Genomic DNA, 24454 nt, shown 5'->3' on the forward strand with positions numbered 1-24454 from the left:
ATCAAGGGTTACAAGGCCGCATGGCTCATCAGAACATCTTCGCTGGCAATCCCCTGGATCGGGCCGGCGACCTGCGCAACGATTCCGAATGGCTGGCCGAGCAGGAGGCCAATCCCGAAGCCCAGTCGATGGTGCTGTGGGAGGGGCGGCCGCTGGTCGAGGAGACGGCCGAGGGGCCGCGCCTGGCCTGGCTGTCGCTGAAACACGCGCGCGACATGGTTCCGGACCGCGATGTCTTCCTGGGTCTGTGGGCCGGGGCGCCGGTCTTCGCCATCGAGTTCGAAGGCTCGATCGATCCGGCCGAAGGGCCGGTGAGGGGATTGGGCGCCTTCCACGAGATGCGCAGCGCGGCGGCCATGCTGCCGGCCCAGGACGCGGCCATGGCGGGCGGGGCCAAGAGCCTGTTCGACTGGCGGCGCAAACATGGCTTCTGCGCCAACTGCGGCACGCTGAGCGAGACGACCTCCGGCGGATGGAAGCGGCGTTGCCCGGCCTGCGGGACCGAACATTTTCCGCGCGTCGATCCGGTCACCATCATGCTGCCGGTCTACAAGGGCGGGCCTGAGCCGATCTGTCTGCTGGGCCGCCAGGCGGCCTGGCCTGTCGGGCGGATGTCAGCCCTGGCCGGCTTCCTGGAGCCCGGCGAATCCATCGAAGAGGCCTGCGCCCGCGAGGTGAAGGAAGAGGCCGGCCTGACCGTGATCGACACAGCCTACCACTCCAGCCAGCCCTGGCCCTTCCCGTCGCAACTGATGATCGGCCTGATCGCCGAGGTGTCGGACGACCAGGCCCGGCCGGATCAGACCGAGCTGGAATCGGTGGCCTGGCTGACGCGGGCCGAGGCCAAGGCCGTGATCGCCGGCGAACATCCGACCATCCAGGCCCCGCCGCCCTTCGCCATCGCCCACAGCCTGATCAAGGCCTGGGCGGAGGAGGGGTAGGGAGACTTTTCCCTCCCCCTGCGGGGGAGGGGGGGCGCGAAGCGACCGGGTGGGGGCGGCAAGGCAAGGCCGCACCTATCTGATTTCAACTTAAGTCCGCGAGACGTCGCCCGGCCCTCCCCACCCGGCCTCGCCTACGGCTCAGCCGCCCTCCCCCGCAGGGGGAGGGAGACGGATTCGCGTTCAAGCCAGCGCTCGCGCCGCCTCCAGGTCCGCCGGATTGTCGACGGACAGGGGGGCTTCGTCGATGACGGCGGCCCAGATCTGCATGCCCATCTCCAGCGCCCGCAGCTGTTCCAGCTTCTCGCGCCTCTCCAACGGGGACGGGGGCGCGGCGCAGAAGCGGTTCAGGGCTACGCGGCGATAGCCGTAGACGCCGATGTGACGCCAGATCGGTGCGTCGCCGTACAGGGTCGAGCGGGTGAAATAGAGGGCGCGGCCCTGGCGTTCGTTCTCGCCCAGGGCCAGGATCGCCTTGACCACGTCGGGATTGGTCCTGTCGGACACATCGGCCTCGGCGGCGACCAGGGTGGCGATGTCGCAGTTCGGCTCGCCGTGCAGAATGGCGGCGCAGGCGGTCGCCAAACCGGGATCGGCGAAGGGCATGTCGCCCTGGACATTGATCACGGCGTCGAAATCGCCTTCCGGGTCGATGGCGTCGACGGCGGCGCGGATGCGGTCCGAGCCCGAGGGCAGGTCGGGATCCGTCAGAATGGCCCGGCCGCCGATGGCCTCGATGATGGCGACGATCTCGGGATCGCCCGCGGCGACCGCGACCGGCAGGCCCGAGGCCTCGGCCTGCTGATAGGCCCGCAGGATCATGGGTTTGCCGCCGATATCGGCCAGGGGCTTGTTCGGCAGACGGGTCGCCGCCATGCGAGCGGGTATCAATATCAACGGATTCATGAGTCTACTCGGAGCCTGCCTGGATCAGCCGCCGCTGTTGGAGCGTTCGCGCCGGTTGCGAACCCCGCGCTACCGTGTAAGACCTGATCAGGCAAGGAAGGCTTCGCTGCGTAAGACGGCGGAGGTGGGAAACCTTAGGGACGGGATGAGACGACGCGCATGAGCGGCGATCTGAAATGGAACAAGATATTCGGTGCGGCCCTGGGGACGGCGTTCGTCATCCTGGTCGTGCAACAGGCGTCGGGCCTGATCTATCATTCCGCGCCGCCGGAAAAGATGGGGTATTTCGTCGATGCGCCTGATGAGGCCGCCGGCGCTGAACAGGCCGAGCTGCCGCCGGATTGGGGCACGGTCCTGCCGGCCGCCGATCTGGCCGCCGGCGAGGCCGCGTTCGCGCGCTGCCAGGCCTGCCACAATGCGGCGCAGGGTGGTGCCGACGGCATCGGCCCGAACCTGTTCGGCGTGGTCGGCGGCCCGGTCATGCACCGGGCGGGCTTCGCCTATTCGGACGCCATGGCCAAGCACAAGGCCGAGGCGCCGACCTGGGGCTATGACGAACTGAACAGCTTCATCACCGCTCCGGCTCGCTATGTGCCGGGCACCAAGATGTCCTTCGCCGGCATTCGCGATACGCAGACGCGGATCAATCTGATCGCCTGGCTGCGGAACCAGGGCTCGGGCGGCTTCGCCATTCCGGCGCCCGATCCGGCCCGTCAGCCCGGCGCGACGGCCCCGGCCGAAGGAGAAGCGGCGCCTGCCGAGGGCGCGCCTGCGACCGAGGCGACCGGCGAAACCCCGGCTGTCGGCGCTGCGCCCACGACCCAGCAGACCCCGGCGGCTCCGCCCGCTGCGACCAGCGCAGCGCCGCCGAACACCTGAGATCGACTTCGCATGGTCGGAATTGAAGCGGGGCGGCCTTTGCAGGCCGCCCCGTCGTCTTTTGGGGCCCTGATCGCGGGTGGTCAGAGAACCTTCGCCGCCTGCTCGAACGACAGGCGCGGCGAGCGCGGGAAAAGGTTCTCTTCCGTGCCGTAGCCGAGGTTGAGGATGTAGTTCGGCTCGACATTGCTGTCGGGGAAGAATTCCGCCTTCACGGCGGCGGCGTCGAAGCCGGACATGGGGCCGACGTCCAGGCCCAGGGCCCGGGCGGCGATGGTCAGATATCCGCCCTGAAGCGAGGCGTTGCGGAAGGCGCTCTCGCGACGTCCGGCCTCATCGGCGAACCAGGCCTTGGCTCCCGGCGCGTGCGGGAACAGGGCGTCCAGATGCTCGTGGAAGTCGATGTCCTGGGCGATGATCAGGTTCACCGGCGCCTGCTGGGTCTTGGCGCGATTGCCCTCGCTCATCAGCGGGATCAGCCGCGCCTTGGCCTCGGGCGAGGTGACGAAGACGAACCGGGCGGGGCTGGCGTTGACGGCCGTGGGGCCGAACTTGGTCAGGTCGTACAGTTTGTGCAGCAGTTCCGGCGCGACCGGGCGGTCGCTCCAGGCGTTGCGGGTGCGCGCCTCGGTGAAGAGTTGCGACAGGGCGGCGTCCGACAGCGGGGCGTCGCGTTGGGTGGCGGCATCATAGGCCATGGGAAGGCGTCCTGATCATGAAAAGCAACAAGTGCAGGTGCTGATTTAGTCGCTTCAGCAACTGTTTCAAGTGCAAATTAGGCAATCCATCGTTTCCAAGGGGACGCACGTCATCCGGGCGAAACACCCCTGTCGCACCGGCCGGCTTCGTCTTATCTAGGGGGCATGAAAGACCTTACCCAACTGATGCAGCAGGCCCAGGCGATGCAGCAAAAGCTGCAGGACGCCCAGGCGAAGATGGCCGAAACCTCCGCCGAGGGCTCCTCGGGCGGCGGCCTTGTGACCGTGGCCCTGAAGGGCGCCGGCGAGATCACCGCGATCAAGATCGACGACAGCCTGCTGACGCCCGGCGAGGGCGAGATCCTGGCCGATCTGATCGTGGCCGCCCACGCCGACGCCAAGCGCAAGCTGGACGAGGTCAACAACGCCCTGATGCGGGAAGCCGCAGGCCCGATGGCCGGGATGAATATTCCCGGAATGCCGAAACTGTTCTGATGGCCGCTTCCGCCGGGCCGGAGATCGAGCGGCTGATCTCCCTTCTCGCCAAACTGCCAGGGCTCGGCCCGCGCTCGGCCCGGCGCGCGGCCCTGGCCCTGCTGAAGCGGCGCGAGCAATTGCTTGTGCCGCTGGCGGCGTCCCTGGCCGAGACGGCCGAGAAGGTGGTGTCCTGTTCGGTCTGCGGCGCGCCCGACACCCGCGACCCCTGCGCCATCTGTTCGGACGGATCGCGCGACAACGGCCTGATCTGCGTGGTCGAGGAGGCCGGCGCCCTGTGGGCCATGGAGCGGTCCGGCGCCTTCCGCGGCAAATACCATGTGCTGGGCGGCCTGCTGTCGGCCCTGGACGGGGTCGGCCCCGAACATCTGCGCATCGCCGAACTGGTCGGCCGGGTCCGACACCAGAACGAGGGGGGCGGCGCCGTGCGCGAGGTCGTCCTGGCCCTGCCCGCCACCGTCGACGGCCAGACCACCGCCCATTATGTCGCCGAACGCATCTCGGGCCCCGACGTCCAGGTCACCTCCCTGGCGCGCGGCGTGCCGGTGGGCGGCGAGCTGGACTGGCTGGATGACGGCACCATCGTCCAGGCCATGCGGGCGCGCCGGCCGGCGTAAAGACGCCGCTGGCGGCTTTTCCGGGAAGGCGACTCCCGCTAGGAACGGAGCATGAACATGCTCGCGCTGATCCTCGCCGTTCTCGCCGCCGCCCTGGGGGGCGGATTCCTGTGGGCCTTCATGGGGTGGCAAAGAGCACAGGGGGCGCTGTCGGCGGCCCTGGCGCGCATTGATCTGGTCGAGGAGAGCCGGGTCACCATGGGCGAACTGCTGAAGGCCCAGGCGGCCCAGTCGGCCCAGGTGGTCGCCGACCAGATGGTCAGCCGCGCGACCGAGACCTTCCGCGCCCAGGACCAACTGGCGCGCGAGCGGATGGCGGCCCAGCTGAAGCCGGTGGCCGACACCCTGACGAAGTTTCAGGAACATGTGGCGGCGCTGGAGAAGACCCGGGCCGAGGAGACTGGCGGTCTCAAGGAACAGCTGACCCAGCTGATGGCCGCCTCGTCGGCGACGCGGGACGAGGCCCGCAAACTGACCGAGGCCCTGCGCGGCAACACCGGCCGACGCGGCCGCTGGGGCGAACAGACCTGCCGCAATGTGCTGGAGGCCGCGGGCATGGCGGGCCGGTTCGATTTCACCGAACAGACCTCCAGCGCCGACGACGACGGGCGTCAGAACCGGCCCGACTTCCTGGTGCGTCTGCCGGGCGGCGGCCTGTTCGTCATCGACGCCAAGGTGTCCCTGGCCTTCGATGACGAGGAGGGCGACGAGGAGGCGCGCGCCCGCTCGGTCGGCCTGCGCATCGCCGCCAGCCTGAAAACCCATGTGCGCCAGCTGTCGTCCAAGGCCTATCAGGACCAGTTCAAGCCCAGCCCCGATTTCGTCGTCCTGTTCGTGCCGGGCGACAGCTTCCTGTCCACCGCCCTGGACCATGCGCCGGACCTGCTGTCGGACGCGATGGAATCGCGGGTCGTCATCGCCACCCCCTCCACCCTGTTCGCCCTGTGCAAGGCCGTGGCCTATGGCTGGCGGGCCGAGGAACAGGCGGCCAACGCCGACAAGGTCGCGGCCCTGGGGCGCGAACTCTACAAGCGGCTGTCGGTCATGGGCGGCCACGCCTCGGCGGTGGGTCGGGCGCTGGATCAGGCGGTCGGCAAGTACAACCAGTTCGTCGGCTCGCTGGAGAGCCAGGTCATGGTCTCCGCCCGCCGTTTCGAGGATCTGCAGGTGGATCACGAGGGCAAGGAAATTCCTGCGCTTGCTCAGGTCGAAACCCAGCCGCGCACCATCAACCGGCCTGAGCTGACGGGCCCCTCAGACAACTAGGCTTGTCGTTTTGACAAGGTTGCTTGACGGGCGCGGCGGCGGAGGTAAAGTGACCTTGTCATAAAGACAAGGAGGGACGACATGGGCCCGCGTCTGAAGTCCGTACTGTTCTATATCGGGGGCATGCTGTTGCTCGGCTTCGTTTCCGGCCTCGCCGGCGGATGGGTGGCCTATCTTGAAGCCTCCGATCCGGCGCTCGCTGCGCGAATCGCGCCCTTCGAACTGGTCAGTATTGCCGTGCTGGGCGTGGCGGGCATGGTCGTCGCTCTCGTGGCCAGCGTGCGCTGGATGCGCGTGATCGACGAAGCGGCACGCGAAGCGCACAAGTCCGCATGGTTCTGGGGCGGATCCGTAGGCCTGCTCGCCGCCATGCCCATTCTGATGATGGCGGTGTTGCCACAAACCGCCGACTGGCGTCTGCCCGATTGGTTCTTCGGTCGTACAGATCCGATGGCCTATGCGGCCATGGGGGCCTGGGCGCTGGTCAGTCTCATGCTGCTCGGCTACGGCGTCGCCTGGGCCTGGTGGTGGTGGAAACGCCGTTGAGGGCTGAACCATGAACAACCGTCTCAAGGTGCTGCGGGCCGAGCGCGACTGGTCCCAGGCCCATCTCGCCGAACTGCTGGGCGTCTCGCGACAGACCGTCAATGCGCTGGAGACCGGCCGCTACGACCCGTCCCTGCCGCTGGCCTTCAAGATCGCCCGCATCTTCGATCAACCCATTGAATCCATCTTCTCGGAGGACTGACCATGTCGAGCGTCGAAGATCCGAAAATGTCCTGGCCGGTGCGTATCGGCGGCCTGTTTTTCCTCGGCCTGGCCGGGGCCGGGGTCGGCTATCTGGTCGGCGGTCGAATGGATGTCGAAGACCTGCGTTGGGACGACGCCCTGGCCCTGGTCATCGCCGCCCTGCTGCTGATGACGGGGGTGATCATGGCGGCGATGGCGGCCATGCGATCCAGCAAGCTGCCGCCGGCCTGTGGGCCGCTCCAGGCTCTGGTCATGCTGATCGCGGGCGGTCTGATGGTCGCCCCGATCTGGGGGCCGAACCTGGCCTCGCCCGACGTCGTCTTCATCGGCCTGGTCCTGCTCAGCCTCGTCCAGTCGGTCGCCAATCTGATGCTGTGGCGCCGCGCCGACGAAATGCTGCGACGGGTGATGGTCGAGACCAGCGCCCTGGCCTTCTGGGCCTCGCAGATGGCCCTGTTCCTCTATGCGGCGGCCGAGCGCCTGGGCCTGACCGGCGGGGTTTCAGCCTGGGGCATGATGGCCGTGCTGATGACGATCTACCTCCTGGCCTCCACCGTCGCCTCGATGCGGCGCGGCCTCCACTGAAATCGTTCAAACTGAAGGAAACGCCCATGACTCTCGCCAAACGCCTGAAATCCTCCGTCTCGAACCTCGCTCAAGGCGTCGTCGGCGTCGCCGCCGGCCTGGCCCTGGTCTTCGCCATCGCCGGGGCGCCGGCTCAAGCCTGGGCGCAGGTCGCCCCGGCGCCTGCTGCCGCTCCGGCCGCGACACCCGCCATCCAGGGCCAGGGACCGGCCCTGTGGGTGATCAAGGACGCGGATTCGACCCTCTATCTGTTCGGCACGGTCCATGTGCTGCGACCGACCGTCGGCTGGCTCAGCCCCAAGGTCGAGGCCGCTTTCGATAGCTCGGACCAGATATGGTTCGAATTCAGCAATCCCGACGACCAAGCCGCCGTCATGGCGGTTATCCAGCAGCATGGCTATTCTTCGGATAGACCCCTCTCCAGCTATCTCACGGCGGATGAACGCATCGGGCTCGAAGCCGCTGCGGCCAGCATCGGCGTGGCGGCTGAAGCGATGGAGCCGATGCGTCCGTGGTGGGCGGGGATGACCTTGGCCTTGGCGCCTCTGGCTAAGGCCGGCTACGATCCGATGTCGGGCTCCGAACGGATTCTCAAGGCCCGCGCCGACGCAGCAGGCAAGCCGTCGCATGGTTTCGAGACGATTGAGCAGCAGGTTCGGGTCCTGGCGGACCTGCCCGAGGCGGTGCAGGTCGATCTGGTTCGAGAAGGGATCACGGACTATCAGCGAGGCGCTGAAATGCTGGATGGCTTGGTGGACGCATGGGCTAAGGGCGACGTGAAGGCGCTGGAGGCCATTACGGTCGCTGAAATGAAGGCCGATTTTCCTGCTCTTTACGGCCGCCTGATCGTCGACCGGAACACCGACTGGGCCGACCAGATCCAGACCCAGCTCCAGGGCTCCGGCACCGCCTTCATCGCCGTGGGCGCCGCCCACCTGACCGGCGACGACAGCGTCCAGTCGATCCTGAAATCGCGCGGCGTCGCCGTCGAAAGCGTCGAATAGTTGTCAAGGGCGGCGGCGCTCAGGCCTGATTGACGCCCCAGGCGAAGATCACCCACAGCGCCGCCGCCGCCACGCCCGCCAATATCGTGGCTGCAAGACAGCCGAAGCCGAGGCCGCCCAGGCCGCCGCCGTCGTTTCCTCGCCGCATTTCGCATCCTCCCCGACAAGACCTTGCCCCGCCGCCTTGAGCCGCGCCAGACCTCCGTCTAAGGAAGACGTTGCGCGGGCGTAGTTCAGAGGTAGAACGTCAGCTTCCCAAGCTGAATGTCGTGGGTTCGATTCCCATCGCCCGCTCCAGTTATCAATACCTTGGCAGCGCTCGCCGATCGGCTCATCCGCGAGCGCGCCAGTGGTTTTGCGAAGAATTCCCCGCTTCGTCCGCTGTGCGGACGCAACGCGTTCCGATTCTGTTCGGCGGAGATGGACGCGCTTCTGAGGAATCGCCTCTCGAGGGGGCCCGGGCGGTCGCTGAAGCAGGCGTCATCCAACCTTCATGCTTCGTCCCTATCGAAGGCGGCGCTCGGGTTCGGCTCGACGAGGACTAGCCTTCAGATCGGATCACACCGAGTGGCGTAGCATGATGGACAGCCTGCACCGCAGATATCATGCCGATCTGCTGAAGGCCTTGCGCCGGCGTTTCGGCGTCGATCACGACGGGCTGGAGGACGCGATCCAGACCGCCTTCCTGCGCTTCGGCGGCTTGCCGGACCGCCGCTCGGTCGGCAATCCTCGCGCCTTCCTTTTGGTCATGGCGCGAAACCTGGTCCTGAACCAGATGCGCCACGCGGCCGTGGCGCAACGCACGCTTGATCAGGAGGCGCAGGCGCCCCTGCTTCCGATCCTGGAAGAACGAACCCCCGAAAGTGTCCTTCTGGAGAGGGAAAGGCACAGGCGATTGAATCAGGCGATCCTTGACCTGCCCGAAGAGGAGCGCAGCCTGCTTGTTATGAGCCGGATTGAAGGCATGACCTACGATGAGATTTCGAAGCGGACCGGTCGGTCTCAGGCGGACATCAGCCGCCGGATTTCGCGCGCCCTCTCCACACTCAAGGCGCGCATGACCGCCGAACTGGACAGGAGCGTGCGTTGACCGCGCCCGTCTTCCCCGATGAGGCGCCCGATGAGGTGATGGACGCCGCCTTCGACTGGCTGTCGGAGTTGAACAGCGGCGCGCCTCTGCCGGCCGAACGGCGGCGGGCGCTGACGACGTGGCTGGAGGCTCAGCCGGCGCATGCCGACGCCTTCGCTGAAGCCCGCGGGCTTTGGGCGGATCTGGACTGGTCCGAGGCCCTGAACGCGGCCGTCTTGCCGGCGGAACCCGTGGCGACGCCGGATCGACGGCGGCTGCCCCGTCGCGAGACCCGTTCAGGGCGCTGGAAACGCTGGGGCGCGCCGGCGGCCGTCGCCGCGGCCATGCTCGGCGCCGTCATGATCGGACCTGATCTGCATCGCCAGGTCATGGCGGCGCTTTGGGTCAGAACCGTGGAAACCGCGACAGGCCCGGCGGAAATCCGCCGCATCGTCCTCTCCGACGGCAGCCGCGTGACCCTGGGTGGTCGATCGACCCTGCGCGTCCGAATGGAAGACAACAGGCGCAAGGTCGAACTTCTGGAAGGCGACGCCTTCTTCGACGTCGCGGCGGCGCCCCAGCGTCCGTTCACGGTCGCGGCCGGTGATCTGACCGTCACCGTCATCGGCACGGCCTTTGAGGTGAATCGCGGCAGCCGGGGCGCCCATGTCGCGGTGTCCCGAGGACGGGTCAGGGCCGCGTCGGCCGAAAGCGTCGCCATCCTGACGCCGGGAGAGGCCGCCACCGTGCGCCCCGACGGATCGCTCGCCGTCCAGACCTTCGACCCGGCGAGCGCGGGGCGCTGGCGCGACCAGCGCGCGGCCTTCCGCGACGCGCCCCTGGGGCAGGTGGTGGAAAGCCTGAACCGCTATCATCCGGCTGGCGTGGTCCTGGAGGATCCCAGTCTGGCCGACCTGCCGGTCACAGTGGCCTTCCGCTTCGATCAGATGGAGATCGCCCTGACCGCCCTGGCGCAAGGCAAGGGTCTGAGCGTGAGACGAGACGCCGCCGGACGCATGGTCATCGGCCGCAAGCGGGGGGCGTAAGGCGAAGTTTTTGTGAAATCTTGCGCCGGCCTGAAACGCCGGTCTTCGTCCGCTGTCCTGTGTAGGTGAGGCGCGCCCAAAGGGAAGCGCCCGCCCCGCGTTCCAACGCGGGATTTCACACGGGGGACTTCATGAAATCTCATTGTTCGAGCCTGAAGGGCTTGTTCCTGGCTTCGACCGCCGCCGTGCTTGCGGCGGGTCTGGCGACGACGCCCGCTGCGGCGCAGGCGGCGTCGGGCGCGTCCGCACAGGGTCGCGCCATCACCATTCCGGCCCAGCCGCTCGGCGCGGCCGTCCAGGCGCTGTCGGAACAGACCGACGCCGTGGTCATCGCCGCCGGCGTGCGGCTGAACGGCCGCCGTAGCGCCGCCGTCTCCGGCGCCGGCACCGTCGAACAGGCCTTGACCACCTTGCTGCGCGGCACCGGACTGGGCTGGCGGCGCGATGTGAACGGGGCCTATGTGATCGCGCCGGCCGCCGACGAGCCGGTGCGGCGCCGTCAGACGACCGCGCCCGCCGCCCTGTCGGCGCCGCAACAGGCGCGCCCCGACGTCGCGGCGCTGGAGGACATCGTCGTCACGGCGCGGCGGATGGAAGAGCGGATCATCGACGTGCCGGTGGCCGTCTCGGCCTTCTCGGCCCAGCAGCTGGACGACCGCAAGGTCGAGGGGGGCGCGGAACTGCTGCGGATCGTGCCGAACGTCAGCTTCTCCAAGGACAATTTCACCAGCTACAATTTCTCGATCCGCGGCATCGGCTCAAAAGTGCTGGCCACCACGGCCGACCCGGGCGTGGCCGTGTCGTTCAACAACACCGCCCTGCTCAGAAACCGCCTGTTCGAGCAGGAGTATTTCGACGTCGATCGGGTCGAGGTGCTGCGCGGCCCGCAGGGCACCCTGTATGGTCGTAACGCCACGGCGGGCGTCATCAACATGCTGCCGAACCTGCCCGAGCTGGAGCAGTTCTCGATGGACGCCCAGTGGGAGGTCGGCAATCACGACAGCCGCCGCGCCAAGGGCATGATCAATATTCCGGTGGGCGACACCCTGGCGGTGCGCGGGGCCTTTGCGGTGACCCAGCGCGACGGTTTCGACTACAACACGGTGACGCAGAAGAACGTCAACGGCCGCGACCTGTGGGGCGCGCGCCTGGGCGTGCTGTGGCAGCCGACCCAGAACTTCAGCGCCAACTTCCTGTGGGAACGGTTCCGCGAGGACGACGACCGCTCACGCACCGGCAAGATGCTGTGCACGCGGGGCACGGCGCCGGACAAGATCGACTGGACGGCGCCGGACGGCACCGCCATGTCGACCTCGGCCAAATCCTACTGGACCTCGACCACCATCACCCCCAGCTGCACCTCGTCCTCGCTTTATGATGATGCGGCCTATGGGGTGCCGGACGGGCGGGGCTTTGCGATGACGGCGGGCCTGGTCAGTATTTTCCCCTTCGAAACCTCTCCCCGGAGACCCGGCGACACCGCCAGGCAGAACTCCCAAAACAACACCAATCAGGCGAACGGTTACGACGGCTCCTATCTGTTTCCCCTGTATATCGATCCCTTCGCTACAGAGGGCGATCGACAGGTGGCGGATCTGCGCACCGTCTCGACCGCCTATGATCCCAAATACCAGGCGGACAATGATCTGTTCCAACTGAACCTGGAATGGAAGCTGACGCCGGGCCTGACCCTGTCGTCCCAGACCCTCTATATGGAAGACGGCTATTCGGGCTTCCAGGACTTCTTCCGTTCCTATGCGACCGGACAGATGTATTCGAAAGACCAGGTCGGCCGATACAATGGTCAGGCGCGGGTGCTGAAGCCTCAGTGGGCGCCCTGGATCGGGAATTCGGTGGCGAACGGCAAACCCGTCTATGTCGTCTATAAGGACTCCAGCGGTGCTCTTCAATGCGGTCCCCTGCCGGACTGCGGCTTCCCGACCGGGGGCACCTTCCTGGACCCGCAGCTGGGCGCCACCGACCGGCTGATGGCCCTGGACCTCAGTCAGGCGGACAGCACCCAGTGGTCGCAAGAGTTCCGGCTGCAATCCCACGGGGACGGTCCGTTCAACTTCAACCTCGGGGCCAATTGGCTGAAATACAAGACCGAGGAGAACTATTGGATCTTCTCCAACGTCTTCACCCTGATGGCGATTTACGCCAATGAAGGCGCCGGCAAACTTGGAGACTTCGATCAGTACGGTCGGCTGACGGAACAGGGCCAGGCCAAGGCGGCGACGGCGGCGGCCGGCGATTTCGACGCCAGCGGCCGGCTGACCGCCCAGGGCTTGGCCAAGGTGGCGGCCGGCAAGCTGACCGATCCGAATGCTGCAGTCTATATCGATCCGACGCCGCTGGCGGGCCTCCTGAACGGCGAGGGGGGCGACGGCCACAACTATATCCGCAGCACCAGCATCAGCCGGACTGAATCGTGGGCCGTGTTCGGTGAAGGCTATTGGAAGGTCCGCGAGGATCTGCGGCTGACCCTGGGTCTGCGCTATACGGACGACACCAAGACCATCACCCCGGTGCCGGGCCAGTTGCTGGCGGCCACGCCTGACGCCGTCGGCGACACCTCCACCGGCCTGGTCGGGCGCGGCTATCCCCGCTATCCCGACGAGAGGATGAACTGGGGCGAATGGACCGGCCGGGCGGCGGTGGACTGGAAGCCGGACCTGGCCTTCACCGACGACACCCTGGTCTACGCCTCCTATTCGCGGGGCTATAAGGGGGGGGGCGGCAATCCGCGCGACCGCGACTACAACCCCGCCTTGGTCAATTCCTCGGTCCTGCCGTCGCGCTATGATGCCGAGTTCGTCAACGCCTATGAGGCGGGGGTGAAGAATATGGTCGCGGGCGGGCGGTTGATGCTGAACGCCACCGCCTTCTATTACGACTATAAGGATTATCAGGTCGCCCAGATCATCGAACGGGCGGTGCACAACGAGAATTTCGACGCCAAGATCTGGGGCGCCGAGTTCGAAACGGCCTGGGCCCCGACCCGTCATTTCCGCCTGGATGCGACCCTGGGTCTGTTGCGGACGCGGATCGCCGACGGGGAGGAATCCATCGATGTGATGGACCGGCTGCAGGGTCATGACGACTGGGTCGTGGCCCGTCCCTACCCGGGCAGTCCCTCCACCTGCGTCGTGCCCAAGGCTATCTTGGGCAGGATTTCTTACACCAACGACGGACTTGCGCCGAACGCTCAGCCAAACGTCTTGGGAAGTATTGCTGCCATGCGGTCCCTCTGCCCGTCCATGTATTTCGGCGGCACCTGGGTGCCGGGTAGCGGATCGCGATACAACTACGCCAATGGTCATAGAGACCAGTGGCAGGCCCAGTATCCGATCAGCTGGAACCCCCTGACCGACGCCCCTAACGGCGGGCGCGGCTTCGCCGCCGACCTGTCCGGCAATGAACTGCCCAACGCCCCGCACCTGACCTTCAATCTCGGGGCCCAGTACCGGTTCGAACTGCCCCAGGGCTGGGACGTCACGGTGCGCGGCGACTATTATCGCCAGTCGGACAGCTGGATGCGGGTCTACAACAGCCGTCCCTATGACCGGCTGAAGGGGTGGGCCAACGCCAACCTGTCCCTGACCCTCAGCAACCGTAGTTCCGACTTCACCGTACAGGCCTATGTGAAGAACGTCTTCGACGACACCCCGATCGTCGACGGCTTCACCGGACCGGACGACCTGGGCAATTCGACCAATGTCTTCACCCTGGACCCGCGCATCATCGGAGTATCGGTCAGGAAATCATTCTGAGTAAAAATTTTACTGTGAGCTGATACTGGCGCCGGACTGCTCAGCAGTCCGGCTCTTCAGCATGTCTAAATTTTCTATATTCAATATAGCTTATTCGATTTCATGAAGATGAATCGCGATTGTCGCAATCTAAATCTAAGGTTGATTTGTCGCCAAACGGCGACGGAGCTCCAAATGGAAAGTGCGTTTTCTATCAACCCTAGAAAAGGACTTCGACCATGACTCATCTGTACAAGGCGGCTGCGGCCGCCGTCGCCTCCATCGCCCTGATCGCCGGCGCCTCGGCCGCTTCGGCCCAGAGCCTCGGCTTCAACCTGGCCGGCCAAGACGTCACCGCCACCGGCCAGTTGATTCAGAACGTCGACTATCCGGGCGTCATCCAGACGACCTGCGACGTCAGCATCTACGGCACCGTGGCCGCAGACGGCTCCAAGATCGTCTTCTCCAGCTATGACGGCGCCAAGGCCCCCGGCGACGGCGGCAATCTCGCCTGCAGCGAGTCGCTGAAATTCCCGATCACGGTGACGGCCTCCGCCGCCAACCAGATCAACATGGATGATTTTGACGTCGGCACTCGCGGCGGTCCGTGCCGTGAGCTGAACTATAAGCTGGCCTATTCGGGCAATACGGCCACCTTCAGCGGCCAGCCCTTCGGCTACCAAGGTCTCTGCAACGCCTCCGGCGGCCTGACCCTGACCGCCGACTCCAACGGCGCTGCGGTCAACATCGTCACCCTGCCCTAAGAGGCTGACGTCCGACCTGAAGCAAGGCGCGCGCTCCCCCGTCGCGCCTTGCTTCTCCCTTGTCCGGCGATCTGGCCGCAGCGTATCCGCCTGTGACGACGCAGGCGCCTGCGGCGCCGAGACCACCCGAAAATCCAGGAGATTTCCTCATGATGCGTTTCACCAAGGCGGTCGCCGCCTTCGCCGCGCTGGCCCTGACCGTCGGCGCCTCCGCCGTCTCCGCCCAGAGCTATGGTTTCACCCATCCAGGCGAACTTGTCACCGCGCGCGGCCAGATTGTCGAAAATCTGTATATGCCGGGAACCGTAGAAACAATCTGCAACATCGAAGTGTATGGCGCCGTAGCACCGGACGGGAAGAGCATGATTTTCGACGCTTATGACGGCGTTCAGGCCCCCGGCGACAGCGGCAACCTGGCTTGCTACGGCGCCGTGGACTTCCCCATCGTCGTCACGGCGTCATCCGCGAACCAGGTTAATCTGGACCAACTCTTTGTCGGCACGCGTGGTGGTCCATGCCAGGAAGTCAATTACAAGCTGGCCTATTCGGGCAATACGGCCACCTTCTCAGGCGCCTACTTCGGCATCCCGGCGATCTGCCGCGCCGCCGGCAGCCTGACCTTGACCGCCGACTCCAACGGCGCCGCGGTCAACATCGTCACCCTGCCCTAAGGGCTGACGTCCGACTTGAAGCAAGGCGCGCGTCCCTCGTCGCGCCTTGCTTCTCCCTCTCCAACTGATGAGGCTTGGCCCTGACGGCGTCCGATTCGGACAACGCACGGGAAACCCGGGCGGCGCAGAAGAGGATCTCGACGTGGCTGGTCTGGCGTTCGTTCTCCTGACCTTTTCGGCCGCCGGGCTTGCGCCGCAGTCGGCGGCCCCGGACGCGATCCCGCCCGTCGTGCTGGACGATGTCGAGGTTCTGGCCCAGCGAGGACGCGCCCTGGTCGCCCCCGAGCGGGAGCTGGACGGGGCCCAGATCGACGCCCTGGGCGCCTATGACATCGGCGAGGCGATCCGGCGCCTCAGCGAAGACTACGCTCTGGGCGAGGCGCCGATGATCGTCGTCAACGGCCGGCGCATGGCCGACCCCGGCGTCTTCTCCGGCTTTCCGCCCGACGCCCTGGTGCGGATCGAGGTGCTGCCGCCCGAGGCGGCGGGCCTGTACGGCGCGGGCGATCCCGCGCGTCGGGTGGTCAACATCGTGCTGCAGCGCCGTTTCGCCAGCCGCGACGGCCGGGCCGAACTGAACCGCCCCACCGCCGGCGGGACATCGCGCGCCGCGCTGGACCTGCGGCGGTCCTCCATCATCGAGACCCGCACGAGCCAGTTGGGCCTGAAGGCGGACCGGACGACGGCCCTGCGCGCGGGCGAGCGCGACCTGACGCGGGATTCGGCGCCGGGGGGCGATGCGGCCACCCTGCGGCCGGCCTCCGAAAACTACGCCGCCGACCTGGTCCAGACCGGGGCGTTCGGCGACTGGTCCGCCAGTCTGAGAGCCAACGCGCGGGCTCAGGAGAGCCGGACCGTCTCGGTGCGCGACGGGGAGCCGGCCGAGAGCCGGCGAAGCCAGCAGGGCCTCAGCCTGACGGGCGGGCTGAACGGCGCACTGGCGGGCTGGTCGACCCAGGTCATGCTGAGCAGCCTGTGGTCGCGGGGCGAGCAGTCGGGCCTTTCGCCGTCCCAGTCCGAACAGCAGTCGATCTCGGCCAACCTGGCGCTGGGCCGTCCCCTGCTCGACCTGCCCGCCGGCCCGGTGAGCGTCAACCTGTCGGGGCAGGCGTCGCGCGCCCGTTCGGTCGTCGAACGCCCGCAGGGGGAGCAAACCTCGACCGGGCGAACGCTCGGCCTGAACGGCGGGGTGTCGATGCCCCTGGCGCGGCGATCGGGCGACGGGGACGACGGCCTGTGGGGCGATCTGCTGATGACCCTGGGCGCCGACCTGAGCGAGAGCGATTCCGGCCGGGGCGAGGGGCTGAACGCCGCCCTGTCGTGGACGCCGATGTCTGCCTTGAGGTTCAACGCCAGCCTTTCCAGCGCCCGGCGCACCGTCCCCGACCTCCAGCGCTTCGAGCCCGAGTATTATGGCGAACCCGTCGTGGTGTTCGATTTCGTCAGAGGGGAGTCGGTCGAGGTGCTGCCGATCCTGGGCGGCGATCCCGGCCTTCGTCCGCCCCGCTCCGACCACCTGATGCTGTCGGCGGCGGCGGGTCCCTTCACCGCCCTGGCGCTGCAGGGCGGCGTGAATTTCGAACGGGCGGAGGCGGTGGACGACATCGGCGCCCTGCCGGCGCCGACGCCCCAGCTGGAGGCGGCCTTTCCGGAGCGGTTCCAGCGGGACGCCTCCGGCCAGCTGGTCAGCATCGACCAGCGGCCCCTCAACATCCGCTCGGCGCTGAGCGAAAGCCTGAGCAGCAGTCTGACGGCCAACGTGCCGCTGGGGGGCGAGGGCGCAAGGCGGGGCGTGCTGCGCGTGACGCTGAACCACAGCTGGCGATTGACGAACCGGACGACGATCCATGAGGCCTTGCCGGAGCTGGACCGGCTGGCCGGCGACGGGGGGGGCGTGTCGCGTCAGTCTCTGGGCTTGTCGATCGATGCGCGGCGAGGGCGATGGGGCGTCAATATCGGCGCCCGCTGGCGGGACGGATATCGCTTCAGGCGGGATTTCGGACGCGACGGCCCGGACGATCTGCGCATTGCGCCGTTCAGCGCCGTCAATCTCAAGCTGACACGCAAGTTCGAGCGCGCCATCGCCGGTCGGGATGAGGGGATGCGGCGCGGCGTCGGTCTTCAAGTGGAGCTGGAAATCGCCAACCTGTTCGACGCCCGCCCCAAGGCGCGCCTGGGCGACGGACGCCCTGCGCCCGGCTATGGACGGGATGATCAGGATCCGCTGGGACGCACGGTTCAACTGAGCCTGAAGCGCCGATTTTGAGGCGGTGGTCGATGTCGCCCGATATCAGGCTGAATGTCGGGGTTCGATCACCCCAACCCGCTTCAGGCGCCCGCCCGCGTCTTGAGGATCAGCGCCGAGGGGCCGAACGCAGCCTGGCCGAACGGCCAGCGCCGCCGCGTTCCGCACTGAAACGGCACAGGTAGCGGCGGAACAGTTCGCCCTGTTGGTAGGCGGTCTCTTTCGTGGTCGTGTCGCCGGTCACGGCCGCTTCGCCGTCATCGCCCAGCACGCGCCAGTTCCACAGGCCGGGGCGGACCTCGGCCAGATGCAGGGCGAAATCGGTGTGTTGCGCGGCCATGCCTGATCCGTCCCAAAGCGAGAAGCTGGTCCGGCGTGACGCAATTTTGCGGCCACCCGTGGATCAGCTCAGGTCGGGGGCGGGGCGGCCGCCCGGTTCAGCGCGGGGCGCGCTTGGCCAGGATGCGTTGCAGGGTGCGGCGGTGCATGCCCAGGCGACGCGCGGTCTCCGAGACATTGTGGTCACACAGTTCATAGACGCGCTGGATATGTTCCCAGCGCACCCGGTCGGCGCTCATCGGATTGTCCGGCGGCTCGGGCGCCTCGTCGGCCGTGGCCAGCAGGGCCTTGACCACGTCGTCGGCGTCGGCGGGCTTGGACAGATAGTCGACGGCCCCGGCCTTGACTGCGGCCACGGCCGTGGCGATGGCGCCGTATCCGGTCAGCATGACGATGCGGGCGTCCGCGCGCCGGTCGCGCACCGCCTCGACGACCTTCAGGCCGTTGCCGTCCTCCAGCCGCATGTCCAGCACGGCGAAGGCCGGGGCCTTGTCGCGCAGCAACCGGGTGGCCTCGGCGACGGACTCGGCGGTCGTCACCTCGAAGCCGCGCGCCTCCAGCGCCCGCCCCATTCGGGTGCGCAGGGCCTGGTCGTCGTCCAGCAGCAGCAGGGACTTGTCGGGCAGGGCGGCGATACGGGCGTCTATCTCGGGCATGGGTCTCTCCTGCCGGTTCAAGTCGGGGCGGGGCGGGTCGGGGTCAAGGCCAAGGTTCAACCCTGCGACTCTTCGACCCAATACGCAGGTTGGGCGGGACTGGACCCTTTCAGGCCGCCACCTCCAGGGCCGGGCGCGCCCACCGCACCGCCACGCGGGCGCCGCGCGCAGGGCTGCGGGCGTCGGAAGGGACTTCGGGCCGCGGCAGACCCTGGCCGACGCTGACCACCCCCCCGGTCCGCTCCAGCAGGGTGCGGGCGATGAAGAAGCCCAGACCCATGCCGCCCTGGCTGGGGGCGATGGGCGTCTCGGCCCCGGTGTTGCGCCGCCGGGACGTGGCGGCGGCGATCTGGGCGGCCAGGGCCAGGCGCGCCTTGCCCTGGGGGCGGCTGGTCACATAGGGCTCGCCCAGCCGGGGCAGGATGTCGCTGGCGAAGCCGGGGCCGTCGTCCAGGATGGCGATCTCGATCCAGCCGGCGTCGACCAGGGCCTGGACCCGCACGGTGGAGGCGGCGAAATCGGCGGCGTTCTCGACCAGGGTCGACAGGCCGTGGACCACCTCGGGCATCCGGCGCACGCGCGGGGCGGGCTGGCCGGGCGGGGTCTTGACCAGAACCTCGAAGTTCAGATCGAACCCCCGGTGCGGCTCCACCACCTCTTCCAGCAGGGCCTTCAGCGCCACATCGGCGTACAGGGCGTCGTCGCCCTCGGGCTGTTGCGAGAGTTGGGTCAGTATGCCCCGGCACCGCTCGGCCTGTTGCAGGATCAGGGCGGCGTCCTCGGCCGCGTCGCTGTCAGGGGCCGAGGCTCGCTGAAGCTCCTTGGCCACCACCTGGATGGTCGCCAGCGGCGTGCCCAGCTCGTGCGCCGCCGCCGCCGCCAGCCCGCCCAGGGCCGCCAGCCTCTGCTCACGCTGCAGCACGTCCTGGGTCGTGGCCAGGGCCAGTTCCAGCTTCTCGGCGTCGGCCGCCACCCGCCAGGCGTAGCCGGCGGTGAACACCACCCCGGTCACCAGGGCCATGGCCATGCCGAGCCGATAGAGCAGGGGCAGGTGGAAATTCTCGTGGGCGCGCCAGGGCAGGGGCTCGGACCAGAAGAACAGCACCCCCACCGCGATCAGGGCCAGCAGGCCCAGCAACAGGGCCTGGCGGGCGGGCAGGGCCGCCGCGGCGATCGTCACCGGCGCCACCAGCAGCAGGCAGAAGGGGTTCTCCAGCCCGCCGGTCAGGCCCAGCAGCAGGCCCAGCTGGAAGATGTCGAACCCCAGATGGACGGCCGTGGTTCGCCCGTCCGGCAGGCTGGCCTCCAGCCGTCTCACCCGCGCCATGGCCCCGACATTGACCGCCGCGCTGACGGCGATGACGATCAGGCAGGGCCACAAGGGCAGGGGGAAGTGCAGGCCCTGCGACGCCGTCAATATGGCCACGCTCTGGCCCAGGATCGTCAGCCAGCGCAGGACGATCAGGGTCCGCAGCGAAAAGCCGCGTCCCCGCCGCGGCGCCTCGCGCCAACCCGCTTCGGACAGGCCGGCGTCGGCCAAGGAAGCGCCGGACAGACTCCCCTCCGATGGAGGCGGGGGCGCATGCGGCGCGATGCGGTCTTCTGTCGAGGTCACGGGCCTTCTATAGACCGGGTCTGAGGTTTTCGTCAGAGGTCGTCATGCCGCGTCGTTCCATCCTGCTGTTCGCGGGCGCCTGTATCGCCATCGCCGCCGCCCTGGCCATCGTCACCGTGGTGGTGGTGTCAGGCCGTGGCCCGGCGGCTGGCGAGGTCTCCTCAACCGGCCAGCCGCTGGTCGGCGGCGACTTCCAACTGGTGAACCAGGACGGGGCGCCCGTCGATCAGACGATGCTGAACGGCAAATGGAGCCTGGTCTTCTTCGGCTTCACCTACTGCCCCGAATTCTGCCCCACCACCCTGGCCGAGCTGGGCGCGGTGCAGCAGCGGCTGGGCGACAAGGCCGACGACCTCCAGATCGTCTTCGTCAGCATCGACCCCGAACGCGACACGCCCCGGCAGCTGAAGGACTATCTGTCCTCCGACGGCTTCCCCAGGGGGACCATCGGCCTGACAGGCACGCCGGAACAGGTCGCCCAGGCGGCCAAGGCCTACCGCGCCTACTACGAAAAAGTCGGCGAGGGCGAGGGTTACACGATGAACCACTCGCTGACCGTCTATCTGATGGGCCCTGACGGCAAGTTCCGCACCGCCGTCGCCTATGGCCTGGGTCCGGACAAGGCGACCAAGATCATCGAAGACGCGATGGCGCGGGGCTAACCCCGCTCCTTGGTCTTGGTGAAGGCCACCTTGGGGAAGCGTTCGCCGACATAGCCGGTCTCCCAGCTGGACTTGGCCAGGAAGACCGGGGCCTGGTCGATGTCGCGGGCCATCTGGGGGCGGTATTTGCCGCTGAAGTCCTCGATGTCCGCGTCGGTTCCCCCCGAGGCTGGAGTGACCCAGCGCGCCTCGGCATAGGGGGACGGCTCGAAGATGACGTCCAGGCCGTATTCCTCGCCCAGTCGGTCGGCCATGACCTCGAACTGCAGCTGGCCCACGGCGCCGACGATGAAGTCGGACCCGATCTCGGGCCGGAACAACTGGGTCACGCCTTCCTCGGCCAGGCCTTCCAGCGCCTTCTTCAGGTGTTTGGCCTTCAGCGGATCCTTGACCCGGACCCGTTGCAGGATTTCCGGGGCGAAGTTCGGCAGGCCGGCGAACCGCACCACCCCGCTTTCCGACAGGCTGTCGCCGACGCGCAGCACGCCATGGTTCGGAATGCCGATCACGTCGCCGGCGAAGGCGTCGTCGGCCAGTTCGCGGTCGCTGGCGAAGAACATGATCGGCGCATTGACCGACAGGGACTTGCCGGTGTTCTGCACCTTCAGCTTCATGCCGCGCTTGAAGGCGCCCGAGGCCATGCGGAACATGGCGATCCGGTCGCGGTGGTTGGGGTCCATATTGGCCTGGACCTTGAAGACGAAGCCGGTGACCTCGTCGGCGCCGGGCTCGACGACGGTATCGACGGGGGCGGGGGCGTTGCGGGTCTCGGGCGGAGATTCCTTCCTGGCCTTCATCACCTTGGGCGCCGGGGCCCAGTCGCCGATGGCCTTCAGCAGTTCGTCGATGCCGAAATGGCGCAGGGCCGACCCCCACAGCACCGGCGTCATATGGCCCTCCAGGAAGGCCTGACGGTCAAAGGCCGGATAGCCGCCCTCGACCAGTTCGACGGCCTCGGCCAGGGCGTCCTGCTCGCCCGCCTCGAAATACTGGGCCGCCTGGTCCAGCGGCAGGGCGGCGGGGTGTTCGGGATCCTCGGCTGAACCGGCGATCTTGCGAGTATAGGGCTGGAACCGGCCGGTGCCGACCTCGACCATGCCGCGCAGACGATTGCCGCTCTCGGCCGGCCACCAGATGGGGGCCGGGTCGAGTTGCAGCCGCGATGCGATGTCGTCCAGCAGCGTCATCGGGTCCTGGGCCTCGCGGTCCAGCTTGTTGATGAAGGTGATGATCGGGATGTCGCGCAGGCGGCAGACCTCGAACAGTTTCAGCGTCTGCGGCTCGATCCCCTTGGCGGCGTCCAGCACCATGATGGCGCAGTCGGCGGCGGTCAGGGTGCGATAGGTGTCCTCGGAGAAGTCCTCGTGGCCCGGCGTGTCGAGCAGGTTGAACATCTTGCCGTCGTGCTCGAACGTCATGACCGAGGCGCTGACGGAGATGCCCCGCTCCTTCTCGATCTTCATCCAGTCGGACCGGGTCCGCCGGTTCTCGCCCCGCGCCCGCACGGCCCCGGCCGCGCGAATGGCGCCGCCGGCCAGCAGGATGTGCTCGGTCAGGGTCGTCTTGCCCGCATCCGGGTGGGCGATGATGGCGAAGGTCCGGCGCCTCGCCGCTTCGGCGGCGAGAGTCCTTGAAGACTTGGCCGCTTCCTCGGGCAGTGTCAGTGTCATGGCGCGCGACTAGCGCGCCCGGGCGTGAAAGTCACTCGCTGGCGGGCGCCGGGGGCGATTCAGGGCTGTCTTCCGATGGAGACTCGGGCTGGGAGGCTGTCGCGCCGTCAAGCGGCTCCTCCAGAGTGGGCGATGGCTCCCCGCCCTCGAGCGCGGCGATCATCCGCGCCGCCATGTCCGACGCACCGCCGCCGTGCGGATTATTCGCCAGGGGTTTAAGCAGCCTGACCGCGTCTTCCTTTTCGTCGGTTTCGATCAAGGCGGCGGCGTAGCTCAGGCGGACCTCGGCCAGTTGCGGCGCCCGGTCAAAGGCGAGGCCCAGCGTCAGCATGTCGTTCTCATTGGGATAGCCGGGCTCGCCACTACGCATCTCGCCGATCAGCATCAGCGTCCGATAGTCGTTGTTGGCGGCGGCATAGGCGCGGCCCAGATAGGTTCTCGCCTCGCGCTTCAGCGCCATGCTCTCGGCGGCGTCCTCGACGTCGCGCGCGCGACGCAGGCGTTCCTGGGCCAGGAACTGCAAGGCCTCGACGTTGTCGGGCTCTAGCTCGATCAGCCGTTGCAGAGCGCGTTCTCCAGCCGGGCGGTCGCCGAAATGCATGCCGGCGTGACCGGCGGCCAGCAAGGCGAGCGGGTCGTCGCCGTGGCGGGCGGCGATGCTCGCCACCTCCTGCCCCAGGGCGGCCCGATCCTCGTCCTCCACGCCGATTTTCAGTCTCTGGTTGATCAGCAGCAGGTCGTTCGCCGAACGGGGCAGGCGGGTTACGGTTATGTCCGCAGGCGGGAAGTCGCCCGTGATGACCCGCACGACCAGCGATCTTTGGTTCAGATATCGACGCAGGGCGGTGCGCAACTCGCCCATGGTCATGCCGGTTGCGGTCTCCATGGCCTCCACAGGATCGCCGCCGTTGCCGACTGAGGTCAGATAGGCGCTCAACTGCTGAAGACGCGCGGGATCGCTGAAGAACCAATGGGTCAGCAACCAGGCGACCGGATAATAGGTTTCGCGATAGCTGCTGCGCGTAATCTCCGCCGGCCGCGACCGCAGCAGCATCTCCAGTGGGATCCAACTGCCGTTGAACAGCCAATAGGCCCGGTTTTCGCTATAGCCGCCCACCTGAATCTTGCCGCCGTCGATGTCGGCGGTCATGTAGTATTCGGCGAAACCTTCGACGAACCAGCCGGGATAGGCGGCCGGCATGCTGCCCAACATGAAATGGTGGACGTATTCATGGAGCAGGATTTCGTCGTTCTCGCCGCGGATGGCCACCGCGAATATGTCTTCGGATGTCGGGAAATAGGTGCCGACCACATTCTGTGGGGTGGAGGGGTGCACTCGCAGCAGACCGGACCTGGAGTTCACCAGATAGATGGGCAGTTTGCGGGCCGGCGCCTCGTTCATCGGAAAGCCTGACCGATAGCGCATGACCCGGTCGAAGGTTTCCAGCTTCTGGACGTACTCCCTGAGCGAACGCTCGCTGCCCTCGCTATAGACGATGAAGCGTTCGCTTTCCGCCTTCAGCCAATCCGCACGCGCCGTTGTCGCCGTCAGAGTGAGCGCCGCTAAGGCGACCGCCAGTACGGCGCCCAGTCCGGATATCCTCATGGCCTGCTCCTCGTCCCCGCCGAACGGGACTGATTAGTCCCGTCTCCCCCGACCTTCGATTTGTCGCAAAGGTTGTGCGGAATCGTAAAGAGCCGTGTGCATGTCGCGCGAAGAATCCTGCTCTCTGCGCGCGATTTGCGCCACATCAAATAACCCCTCGCCATAAGGGGCTATTGGAGTCATTGTCGGGTCTGAGGAGACGATCAGGCCGTCAGAGC

Annotated in this window: 24 protein-coding genes and 1 tRNA gene; 17 read left to right on the forward strand and 8 right to left on the reverse strand. The window is 67.3% G+C overall.

What is annotated here, in order from left to right:
• Positions 1-20 precede the first annotated feature (20 nt).
• Positions 21-941, forward strand: a complete 921-nt coding sequence (nudC, locus tag ACP7CK_RS14360) for an NAD(+) diphosphatase (RefSeq protein ID WP_426026466.1) — start codon at positions 21-23, stop codon at positions 939-941.
• A gap of 183 nt (positions 942-1124) precedes the next feature.
• Here the strand turns inward: nudC and ACP7CK_RS14365 are convergent, their stop codons facing one another.
• The gene (locus tag ACP7CK_RS14365; RefSeq protein ID WP_426026467.1) at positions 1125-1847 is read right to left on the reverse strand and encodes a 3-deoxy-manno-octulosonate cytidylyltransferase; all 723 of its coding nucleotides are present in this window, start codon (positions 1845-1847) and stop codon (positions 1125-1127) included.
• A 159-nt stretch (positions 1848-2006) separates the two neighbouring features.
• Here ACP7CK_RS14365 and ACP7CK_RS14370 point away from each other — a divergent pair, with 159 nt between their 5' ends.
• Positions 2007-2726, forward strand: coding sequence for a c-type cytochrome (locus ACP7CK_RS14370; protein ID WP_008260941.1), 720 nt, complete (start codon positions 2007-2009; stop codon positions 2724-2726).
• Between the two features lie 83 nt (positions 2727-2809).
• Here ACP7CK_RS14370 and ACP7CK_RS14375 read toward each other — a convergent pair whose 3' ends face one another.
• Entirely contained in the window at positions 2810-3424 is a 615-nt protein-coding gene (locus ACP7CK_RS14375; RefSeq protein WP_426026468.1) for a malonic semialdehyde reductase, read from the reverse strand.
• A gap of 165 nt (positions 3425-3589) precedes the next feature.
• Here ACP7CK_RS14375 and ACP7CK_RS14380 point away from each other — a divergent pair, with 165 nt between their 5' ends.
• From ACP7CK_RS14380 to ACP7CK_RS14410, 7 genes are all read left to right on the forward strand, one after another.
• Entirely contained in the window at positions 3590-3919 is a 330-nt protein-coding gene (locus tag ACP7CK_RS14380) for a YbaB/EbfC family nucleoid-associated protein (RefSeq protein ID WP_372706053.1), read from the forward strand.
• On the forward strand, positions 3919-4536 hold the full coding sequence (gene recR, locus ACP7CK_RS14385) for a recombination mediator RecR (RefSeq protein WP_008259401.1): 618 nt from the start codon (positions 3919-3921) through the stop codon (positions 4534-4536). The genes ACP7CK_RS14380 and recR overlap by 1 nt, the downstream gene beginning before the upstream one ends.
• A gap of 51 nt (positions 4537-4587) precedes the next feature.
• The gene (locus ACP7CK_RS14390) at positions 4588-5802 is read left to right on the forward strand and encodes a DNA recombination protein RmuC (RefSeq protein WP_426026469.1); all 1215 of its coding nucleotides are present in this window, start codon (positions 4588-4590) and stop codon (positions 5800-5802) included.
• Positions 5803-5883: 81 nt separating this feature from the next.
• Positions 5884-6348, forward strand: coding sequence for a hypothetical protein (locus tag ACP7CK_RS14395; RefSeq protein WP_426026470.1), 465 nt, complete (start codon positions 5884-5886; stop codon positions 6346-6348).
• A gap of 10 nt (positions 6349-6358) precedes the next feature.
• Positions 6359-6550 carry a helix-turn-helix transcriptional regulator gene (locus ACP7CK_RS14400; RefSeq protein ID WP_292149687.1) on the forward strand — a complete coding sequence of 64 codons (192 nt, stop codon included), beginning with the start codon at positions 6359-6361 and terminating at the stop codon, positions 6548-6550.
• 2 nt (positions 6551-6552) lie between these two features.
• Complete coding sequence (locus tag ACP7CK_RS14405) at positions 6553-7137, forward strand: hypothetical protein (protein WP_426026471.1); 585 nt, start codon at positions 6553-6555, stop codon at positions 7135-7137.
• 26 nt (positions 7138-7163) lie between these two features.
• Positions 7164-8141, forward strand: a complete 978-nt coding sequence (locus tag ACP7CK_RS14410) for a TraB/GumN family protein (protein ID WP_426026472.1) — start codon at positions 7164-7166, stop codon at positions 8139-8141.
• 19 nt (positions 8142-8160) lie between these two features.
• On the opposite strand, the gene ACP7CK_RS14415 is transcribed toward ACP7CK_RS14410, so the two are convergent.
• Positions 8161-8289, reverse strand: a complete 129-nt coding sequence (locus ACP7CK_RS14415) for a hypothetical protein (RefSeq protein ID WP_008259175.1) — start codon at positions 8287-8289, stop codon at positions 8161-8163.
• Between the two features lie 74 nt (positions 8290-8363).
• Between ACP7CK_RS14415 and ACP7CK_RS14420 the strand changes: the two genes are divergently transcribed.
• From ACP7CK_RS14420 to ACP7CK_RS14450, 7 genes are all read left to right on the forward strand, one after another.
• Positions 8364-8438, forward strand: a tRNA-Gly gene (locus ACP7CK_RS14420).
• A gap of 280 nt (positions 8439-8718) precedes the next feature.
• Positions 8719-9231, forward strand: a complete 513-nt coding sequence (locus ACP7CK_RS14425) for an RNA polymerase sigma factor (protein WP_052004898.1) — start codon at positions 8719-8721, stop codon at positions 9229-9231.
• Positions 9228-10256 (forward strand): FecR family protein, encoded by a 1029-nt coding sequence (locus ACP7CK_RS14430; RefSeq protein ID WP_426026473.1) that lies wholly within the window; start codon positions 9228-9230, stop codon positions 10254-10256. The genes ACP7CK_RS14425 and ACP7CK_RS14430 overlap by 4 nt, the downstream gene beginning before the upstream one ends.
• A 131-nt stretch (positions 10257-10387) precedes the next feature.
• Positions 10388-14029, forward strand: a complete 3642-nt coding sequence (locus ACP7CK_RS14435; protein WP_426026474.1) for a TonB-dependent receptor domain-containing protein — start codon at positions 10388-10390, stop codon at positions 14027-14029.
• A 218-nt stretch (positions 14030-14247) separates the two neighbouring features.
• Complete coding sequence (locus ACP7CK_RS14440) at positions 14248-14772, forward strand: hypothetical protein (RefSeq protein WP_426026475.1); 525 nt, start codon at positions 14248-14250, stop codon at positions 14770-14772.
• Positions 14773-14921: 149 nt separating this feature from the next.
• Positions 14922-15443: a hypothetical protein gene (locus ACP7CK_RS14445; RefSeq protein WP_426026476.1), complete on the forward strand. Its 522-nt coding sequence runs from the start codon at positions 14922-14924 to the stop codon at positions 15441-15443.
• A 142-nt stretch (positions 15444-15585) separates the two neighbouring features.
• The gene (locus ACP7CK_RS14450) at positions 15586-17709 is read left to right on the forward strand and encodes a TonB-dependent receptor (protein ID WP_426026477.1); all 2124 of its coding nucleotides are present in this window, start codon (positions 15586-15588) and stop codon (positions 17707-17709) included.
• 88 nt (positions 17710-17797) lie between these two features.
• Here ACP7CK_RS14450 and ACP7CK_RS14455 read toward each other — a convergent pair whose 3' ends face one another.
• The 3 genes from ACP7CK_RS14455 to ACP7CK_RS14465 form a co-directional block, all read right to left on the reverse strand.
• Entirely contained in the window at positions 17798-18028 is a 231-nt protein-coding gene (locus tag ACP7CK_RS14455; RefSeq protein ID WP_008259985.1) for a hypothetical protein, read from the reverse strand.
• Between the two features lie 97 nt (positions 18029-18125).
• Complete coding sequence (locus ACP7CK_RS14460; protein WP_035307519.1) at positions 18126-18683, reverse strand: ActR/PrrA/RegA family redox response regulator transcription factor; 558 nt, start codon at positions 18681-18683, stop codon at positions 18126-18128.
• 109 nt (positions 18684-18792) lie between these two features.
• Complete coding sequence (locus ACP7CK_RS14465) at positions 18793-20223, reverse strand: ActS/PrrB/RegB family redox-sensitive histidine kinase (protein ID WP_426026478.1); 1431 nt, start codon at positions 20221-20223, stop codon at positions 18793-18795.
• A gap of 119 nt (positions 20224-20342) precedes the next feature.
• Here ACP7CK_RS14465 and ACP7CK_RS14470 point away from each other — a divergent pair, with 119 nt between their 5' ends.
• Positions 20343-20960 (forward strand): SCO family protein, encoded by a 618-nt coding sequence (locus ACP7CK_RS14470; protein ID WP_292149723.1) that lies wholly within the window; start codon positions 20343-20345, stop codon positions 20958-20960.
• On the opposite strand, the gene ACP7CK_RS14475 is transcribed toward ACP7CK_RS14470, so the two are convergent.
• Entirely contained in the window at positions 20957-22630 is a 1674-nt protein-coding gene (locus ACP7CK_RS14475) for a peptide chain release factor 3 (protein ID WP_008263012.1), read from the reverse strand. The two genes, ACP7CK_RS14470 and ACP7CK_RS14475, sit on opposite strands and share 4 nt — an antisense overlap.
• Positions 22631-22661: 31 nt before the next feature.
• Positions 22662-24236, reverse strand: a complete 1575-nt coding sequence (locus ACP7CK_RS14480; RefSeq protein ID WP_426026479.1) for a tetratricopeptide repeat protein — start codon at positions 24234-24236, stop codon at positions 22662-22664.
• Positions 24237-24454: the final 218 nt, after the last annotated feature.

This window comes from Brevundimonas sp. TSRC1-1 (assembly GCF_049898245.1).
GTDB lineage: Bacteria > Pseudomonadota > Alphaproteobacteria > Caulobacterales > Caulobacteraceae > Brevundimonas > Brevundimonas mediterranea_A.

Coding starts and splice junctions, on each gene's coding strand:
- ACP7CK_RS14410 (WP_426026472.1), top strand. CDS start 7,164: ATGACTCTCGCCAAACGCCTGAAATCCTCCGTCTCGAACCTCGCTCAA.
- ACP7CK_RS14440 (WP_426026475.1), top strand. CDS start 14,248: ATGACTCATCTGTACAAGGCGGCTGCGGCCGCCGTCGCCTCCATCGCC.
- nudC (WP_426026466.1), top strand. CDS start 21: ATGGCTCATCAGAACATCTTCGCTGGCAATCCCCTGGATCGGGCCGGC.
- ACP7CK_RS14480 (WP_426026479.1), bottom strand. CDS start 24,236: ATGAGGATATCCGGACTGGGCGCCGTACTGGCGGTCGCCTTAGCGGCG.
- ACP7CK_RS14470 (WP_292149723.1), top strand. CDS start 20,343: ATGCCGCGTCGTTCCATCCTGCTGTTCGCGGGCGCCTGTATCGCCATC.
- ACP7CK_RS14400 (WP_292149687.1), top strand. CDS start 6,359: ATGAACAACCGTCTCAAGGTGCTGCGGGCCGAGCGCGACTGGTCCCAG.
- ACP7CK_RS14445 (WP_426026476.1), top strand. CDS start 14,922: ATGATGCGTTTCACCAAGGCGGTCGCCGCCTTCGCCGCGCTGGCCCTG.
- ACP7CK_RS14460 (WP_035307519.1), bottom strand. CDS start 18,683: ATGCCCGAGATAGACGCCCGTATCGCCGCCCTGCCCGACAAGTCCCTG.
- ACP7CK_RS14375 (WP_426026468.1), bottom strand. CDS start 3,424: ATGGCCTATGATGCCGCCACCCAACGCGACGCCCCGCTGTCGGACGCC.
- ACP7CK_RS14370 (WP_008260941.1), top strand. CDS start 2,007: ATGAGCGGCGATCTGAAATGGAACAAGATATTCGGTGCGGCCCTGGGG.
- ACP7CK_RS14435 (WP_426026474.1), top strand. CDS start 10,388: ATGAAATCTCATTGTTCGAGCCTGAAGGGCTTGTTCCTGGCTTCGACC.
- ACP7CK_RS14425 (WP_052004898.1), top strand. CDS start 8,719: ATGATGGACAGCCTGCACCGCAGATATCATGCCGATCTGCTGAAGGCC.
- ACP7CK_RS14405 (WP_426026471.1), top strand. CDS start 6,553: ATGTCGAGCGTCGAAGATCCGAAAATGTCCTGGCCGGTGCGTATCGGC.
- ACP7CK_RS14380 (WP_372706053.1), top strand. CDS start 3,590: ATGAAAGACCTTACCCAACTGATGCAGCAGGCCCAGGCGATGCAGCAA.
- ACP7CK_RS14475 (WP_008263012.1), bottom strand. CDS start 22,630: ATGACACTGACACTGCCCGAGGAAGCGGCCAAGTCTTCAAGGACTCTC.
- ACP7CK_RS14365 (WP_426026467.1), bottom strand. CDS start 1,847: ATGAATCCGTTGATATTGATACCCGCTCGCATGGCGGCGACCCGTCTG.
- recR (WP_008259401.1), top strand. CDS start 3,919: ATGGCCGCTTCCGCCGGGCCGGAGATCGAGCGGCTGATCTCCCTTCTC.
- ACP7CK_RS14415 (WP_008259175.1), bottom strand. CDS start 8,289: ATGCGGCGAGGAAACGACGGCGGCGGCCTGGGCGGCCTCGGCTTCGGC.
- ACP7CK_RS14455 (WP_008259985.1), bottom strand. CDS start 18,028: ATGGCCGCGCAACACACCGATTTCGCCCTGCATCTGGCCGAGGTCCGC.
- ACP7CK_RS14390 (WP_426026469.1), top strand. CDS start 4,588: ATGAACATGCTCGCGCTGATCCTCGCCGTTCTCGCCGCCGCCCTGGGG.
- ACP7CK_RS14395 (WP_426026470.1), top strand. CDS start 5,884: ATGGGCCCGCGTCTGAAGTCCGTACTGTTCTATATCGGGGGCATGCTG.